The organism is Clostridium sp. OM02-18AC (assembly GCF_003481825.1).
Classification (GTDB): Bacteria; Bacillota; Clostridia; order Lachnospirales; family Lachnospiraceae; genus Brotaphodocola.
On the sequence record NZ_QULW01000036.1, the window covers coordinates 1 to 5,407 of the forward strand.

7 protein-coding genes are annotated in these 5,407 nt (G+C 52.7%); all 7 read left to right on the forward strand.

All coding sequences use genetic code 11. The annotated features are described in order from the left end of the window. Positions 1-139: 139 nt before the first annotated feature. Positions 140-1,366 carry a plasmid recombination protein gene (locus tag DXB18_RS15890; protein ID WP_177312337.1) on the forward strand — a complete coding sequence of 409 codons (1,227 nt, stop codon included), beginning with the start codon at positions 140-142 and terminating at the stop codon, positions 1,364-1,366. A 348-nt stretch (positions 1,367-1,714) separates the two neighbouring features. Beyond that, on the forward strand, positions 1,715-3,241 hold the full coding sequence (locus DXB18_RS15900; protein ID WP_118697121.1) for a hypothetical protein: 1,527 nt from the start codon (positions 1,715-1,717) through the stop codon (positions 3,239-3,241). A gap of 249 nt (positions 3,242-3,490) precedes the next feature. After that, positions 3,491-3,772, forward strand: a complete 282-nt coding sequence (locus tag DXB18_RS15905) for a type II toxin-antitoxin system RelB/DinJ family antitoxin (protein WP_118544355.1) — start codon at positions 3,491-3,493, stop codon at positions 3,770-3,772. Beyond that, the gene (locus tag DXB18_RS15910; protein WP_066859802.1) at positions 3,765-4,037 is read left to right on the forward strand and encodes a type II toxin-antitoxin system YafQ family toxin; all 273 of its coding nucleotides are present in this window, start codon (positions 3,765-3,767) and stop codon (positions 4,035-4,037) included. The genes DXB18_RS15905 and DXB18_RS15910 overlap by 8 nt, the downstream gene beginning before the upstream one ends. Positions 4,038-4,055: 18 nt before the next feature. Further along, positions 4,056-4,304 carry a hypothetical protein gene (locus DXB18_RS15915; protein WP_118697122.1) on the forward strand — a complete coding sequence of 83 codons (249 nt, stop codon included), beginning with the start codon at positions 4,056-4,058 and terminating at the stop codon, positions 4,302-4,304. Continuing rightward, entirely contained in the window at positions 4,301-4,771 is a 471-nt protein-coding gene (locus DXB18_RS15920; RefSeq protein WP_118697123.1) for a hypothetical protein, read from the forward strand. Before DXB18_RS15915 ends, DXB18_RS15920 begins: the two co-directional genes overlap by 4 nt. Before the next feature lie 83 nt (positions 4,772-4,854). Next, positions 4,855-5,208, forward strand: coding sequence for a helix-turn-helix transcriptional regulator (locus DXB18_RS15925; RefSeq protein ID WP_118544361.1), 354 nt, complete (start codon positions 4,855-4,857; stop codon positions 5,206-5,208). Positions 5,209-5,407 lie beyond the last annotated feature (199 nt).

Sequence of the window (5,407 nt, forward strand, 5' to 3'; positions counted from 1 at the left end):
GTGCTTTTGTGTTACTTTCTCACAAGAAAGTAACAAAGAGGTTGTGGCCTGCGGCCTGGTATGGTAAAATAGGAGTAGTAGGATATAGGCTTTTTTCGAGAAAGGGACGGGTGATTTTATAGGCACAACCATTTCGGGAATGACGGGCCGGGGAAGTATCCGGCACAACAACAGGAGCTTTTCAGCGGCGAATGTAGACCGAAGCAGGTCGGGGCAGAATGTCACCTTTTGCAACGAGGATTTGAAGAAGGTGTACCACGAACTTTTTGATGAAGCCCTGGCCGCCTACAATGCCAAAAAGAAAAAGACCAGGGATAAGATACCAGACTACTATGAGCATATTCGGCAAAGCAAGCAGGAGAAGCTATTTCACGAGGCTATCTTTCAGATCGGCAACTTAACGGACTGCGGGTGCGGCTCCCCTGGAGGGGAACGGGCGGCGGCAGCTCTCAAAGAGTTTGCAGAGTCCTTCCAGGAGCGCAACCCTCATCTGCGGGTGTTCAATATGGTGCTGCACATGGACGAGGCCACGCCCCACCTCCATGTGGACTTCGTGCCAGTGGCAACGGAGCAGAGCCGGGGCCTCTCAACGCGGGTATCAATGAAACAGGCGTTAAAGCAACAGGGATTTGAAGGGCTGGGCCGGAAGCAGACGGAATGGAAAGCCTGGATGGAACGGGAGAAAGAGGCTCTAACGGAAATCGCCCAGGCGCACGAGTTTGAGATCATCAGCCTGGGCGGTGGCCGGCCTCATATGGAGCTGCCAGAATACAGAGCAGCGGCCCAGCGACTTGAAGCTGTCCAGGAACAGGTGATAGCGGCAGAGCAAGAGATCGCGGCCCTGGAAAAGCAGAGAAAGGCCCTGCAAGGGAATGTGAAGCTGCTGAAAGCGGTGGAGAAGGTCAAGCCCGATCTGGACGCGATACAACCAGAAAAGACGCTGACAGGGGCCGTCAAGGGCGTGACGGTGGAGCAGGTGAAGGAGCTGAAGGCGGCGGTGATCCGGGGCGCGGCGGCAGAGCAGAAGGTGCGGGAGCTGAAAGTAGAAAACCAACAGCTTCAGCAGAAAATCCCCTCGATGAAAGAAAAGCTGAAGGACGCCCAGGAGCGACAGCGGCTTGAAAATGAAAACCGGCAGCTCAAAGTGCAGGTGGAATACCTGGAAGAAGATTTGAGCTGGGAGCGCGGGATTTCGGCACGGCTCCAGGAAGGGATCGGGGCGGTGCTGGACTTTCTGGATCGGCACTTGCCGGAGCAGTTCCGGCCCCTGGTCGAAAAGGCGCGGGAGCTGCTACCTGTGCCAGAGGTGCAGCAGCCGGAGAAAGAGCAAGAACGGGGCCACACCTGGGGCGGTATGGAGCTGTAAAAGAAGCCTGTCCGGGGGACTTGAAAGAGCCGCCCGGACAGGCTATAATAACAGTAAAAATAGGGAATAAAATGTATTGATAATATATGCCCCCCTATGGCCTTTAGGCCAGGGAAAAAATAATAAAATATTCTCTCTCGGACAGGGAGAAAGTCGGAGGGGGTAATGGGGGTGAGCGGCGGGGTGTGGGAATGTGGTAAACCTGAAAGGTTTTCCATCATTTCCATGCCCCAGAGCGAGGGGGAAAAGGGGGAGGTGACTTTCTCTTTAAGGCCCCGAAGGGGCCGCTCTTTGGCTCCCCCTTTTCCCCCTATGGGTTTGCAGAATGTACGAAAAGAGGTGTAAGGAATGGCGGATCAGCAAGAAGCCCTGGAACGGCTGCGGGAACTTTACAGGGAAAAGAACGAGCATTTAGAGAAATTTTTGGAGCCGGTGGAGCCGTATGAGTTTTATCGTGAGATCTTTCCGGAAGGATCTTTCGAGAGGAAAGGCCATTTTGAGGACAGGAAGGGAAATGGAATTGCGGTGACGGTGCCGAAAGGTGAGGTTGACAAGGCAACGGGGATTGCCTTGCAGATCGAGGGGGACGGTAAAGCGAAACGCTGTACCATTACTGACGAGCTGGACGAGCTGCGGGAGTTGCAAGATACCGATTTTACGATTATGTCCCCGATCTCCTATTTTGGGCGGCGGCGGTGCGGCAAAAATGCCCGGTATCTCTATGCCCTGGTCTTTGACCTGGACGGGGTGGGTATGCCCCAGCTCCGGGACACGCTGCACCAGATGAACAAGGATATTCTGCCCCAGGCAACCTTTGTTGTAAACAGCGGGACAGGGCTTCACCTGTATTATGTGCTGGAAGAGCCGGTGCCTATGTACCCGTACAACCAGAAATGCTTGAAAGAGCTGAAATATTCCCTTACCCGGCAGATTTGGAATAAGTTTACCTCCACCATCAAGGAGCCGCAAATGCAGGGGATTTTGCAGGGCTTTCGGGTTGTCGGCTCCGGCTCGAAGCTGGGACGGGAGTACCCTGTGAGGGCGTTTCGGCTCGGTGGGCCGGTGGAGCTGGCGCGGCTGCTTGATTATATCCCGGACAGCAATGGGGAGCAGCAGCGGCTTGAAGGGCTTATGAGAAAGAGCCGCCTGTCGCTGGCCGAGGCGAAGGAGAAGTACCCGGATTGGTATGAGCGGCGGATCGTCAAAAAGGAGCGACGGGGCCGCTGGACGGTCAAGCGTGACCTTTATGACTGGTGGCTGCACCGGATCGCCGATGAAATCCGGGTGGGCCATCGTTTCTATGGCATTATGACGCTGGCGATTTATGCGAAAAAATGCGGGATAGACGAGGACGAGCTGCGCCGGGACGCTTTCGCGCTGCTCCGGCCCTACGATGATATGAGCGTGGAGGATATAAACCGCTTTACAAAAGATGATGTGGTGTGCGCCCTGGAGATGTTCAACGAGGACTATGTGACATTCCCCAGGGACGATATAGCGAAGCTCTCCGGCCTGACTATGCCCGTCAATAAGCGGAACTGGCGCAAACAGCCAGTACATTTGCAGGGTGCGAGAGCAATCCAGGAGATTAACGATAAGGCCAATGGTACGAATTGGAGAGAAGGGAATGGGCGGCCTAAAGGCAGCGGAACGGCCCAGGCGCGGGTTTATGAATGGCGGCAGCAGCACCCGGAGGGGCGCAAGGCCGACTGTCACCGGGAAACTGGCCTTGATCCGAAAACCGTCCGCAAGTGGTGGGATTGCCCGCTGCCAGTGGTGCGCTTTGAAAATGGGCATATAACGGTGCGGGTGTCCCCTTCCCAGGAGTTGAGCGATTGGCTCCTGGACGCGCTGCACGATGGGGGTCAGGAATAAGGCACAGAAAGGCCCCTGTTACGCTTTAGAAGCCGTTTTCAGCCCTCCGAGGGTAAAATATATAGGCCCCCTCTCTACCGCGCCCGGAAAGCCGCATAAATCAAGGCTTTTTTGCCCCCTAAATGCGTACATACCAGGGTAGAACTTTAGAGCGTCGAGGGCGGGGAGGTTGTATTGACATTGTAAACAAAAAGATATACAATGAATATGATAAAACGGGTTATAATAAAAGCGAAAGGAGTTGCTATTATGGCGAATACAAGTATCAATATCCGTATGGACGCGGATTTGAAGCGGCAGTTTGAGGCGTTTTGTTCTGATATGGGAATGACGATGACAACGGCGTTCAATGTTTTTGCGCGTAAGGCTGTGAGGGAGTATAGAATACCCTTTGAAATCAGCGGCGATGTGCCGAACGCTGAAACCGTCGAAGCAATCAAGGAAGTAAAGAGAATGAAAGCCGATCCGAGCCTCGGCAAGACCTATTCCAATGTCGATCAGATGATGGAGGAGCTGCTTGCCGATGTATAACATAAGACCAACCACAAAATTTCAGAAGGATTTGAAGCGCGTGAAAAAGCGCGGTTTTGATATTTCTTTGCTGACGGATATTATTAAAAAGCTGGCGGCGGGGGAGCCGCTGCCAGAGAAGAACAGGGATCACCAACTTTCTGGGGACTATGCGGGGTGTCGTGAGTGCCACATTACGCCGGATTGGTTGCTGATCTACGAAGTGGACGGGGACGAGCTGATTTTGTATCTCACCCGGACGGGATCGCATAGCGATTTATTTTAGGGGAAGGAGGAAAGGCCTATGAGCTGGGATAAAGAGAGGATTGCGCAGATACAGCTTCCCGATCCGGCAGACGATGATCCGCACCCTCGGCTGCTCCTGGAAGGGCGTGGCATACACGCAGGAGAGGGATTTACCGCATTGTTTCCAGATGGCTGGCACGAGATTACCCTTGAAGTGGCCTGGGAGCCAACAGGCCCCGGCTGTTGGTACATATCTACGCCTGGGTTTAAGGGTGTGAGTCCTGTGGGCCTGTTCGTGAAAGTATGAAAACGATCCGGCAGATAGCCGACGAGATAGGGGTATCAAAGACAGCAGTAAATAAACAAATCGCAAACCTTGGTTTGCGATCAGGTTTGCGAAAAAACGGAAACCAGTTTGCGATTGATGAACACCAGGAAGCCTTGATAAAAGAGGCTTTTTCTGAAAAATCGCAAACCGAAATCGAAAACAAAACGCAAACTAAAACGCAAACCGAAAACCACGAAGTTTCCGATTTGGTTTGCGTTTTACAGGCCACCATCGACACGCTACAAGGACAGCTTGAAGTAAAAGACAGGCAGATTGAAAAGCTGACGGAGGCTCTGGTTGCCGCCCAGCAGACAGCAGCGGCGGCCCAGGCCCTTCACGCGGGGACAATCCAGCAGCAGCTTCTTACCGGGGAGGCCGGAGCGGATCAGCAGGGCCAGGAGCCGGAGCAAAAGCGCGGGTGGTTTAGTAAACTGTTTGGAAAGTAGAAAGCAACTTAAAGTTGCTCAATAATTGGTGGTAGCAACCGAGAAGCTATTGCTAAAATGATGATCAGAAAGGAGGAACAAATATGAGTATAGCGGCACCAATGATGGTTATTTCTTTGATCATCTATGCAGGTCTTTTCGGGCTATTTATCTATCTGGTTATCTTGATTATTCGAGCTTTGAAGAAATATATTAGGTCTAAAGATGTAAGAGCTGAAAAGAGCGTCCTTAAACAAAATTTAGGTGAAGTATTGAAAGACTTGCGGACTAAAAATAGGATGACCCAAGAATTTGTAGGAGAAACAATAGGGGTTAGTCGGCAAGCAGTATCTAAGTGGGAAAGCGGAGAATGTGATCCGAGTACCTCTAATTTGATTGCGCTGGCAAAGTTGTACGGAACGACGGTTGAGGAAATTTTGCAGAGCATAAAGCAGTGATTTGACAGTGTGGCCGAAGTCCCAGCCGGAGCCGCCCGAAAGCAGCGGGAAACCGTAGCGGTTGGCAGCTCCGGCAATCCCCGCGGGAGCGCGCAAAAGCACTTTCATACTGCCAGCCCCAATGGGGCGGCGGTGTGAAAGTGCTTTTGTGTTACTTTCTCACAAGAAAGTAACAAAGAGGTTGTGGCCTGCGGCCTGG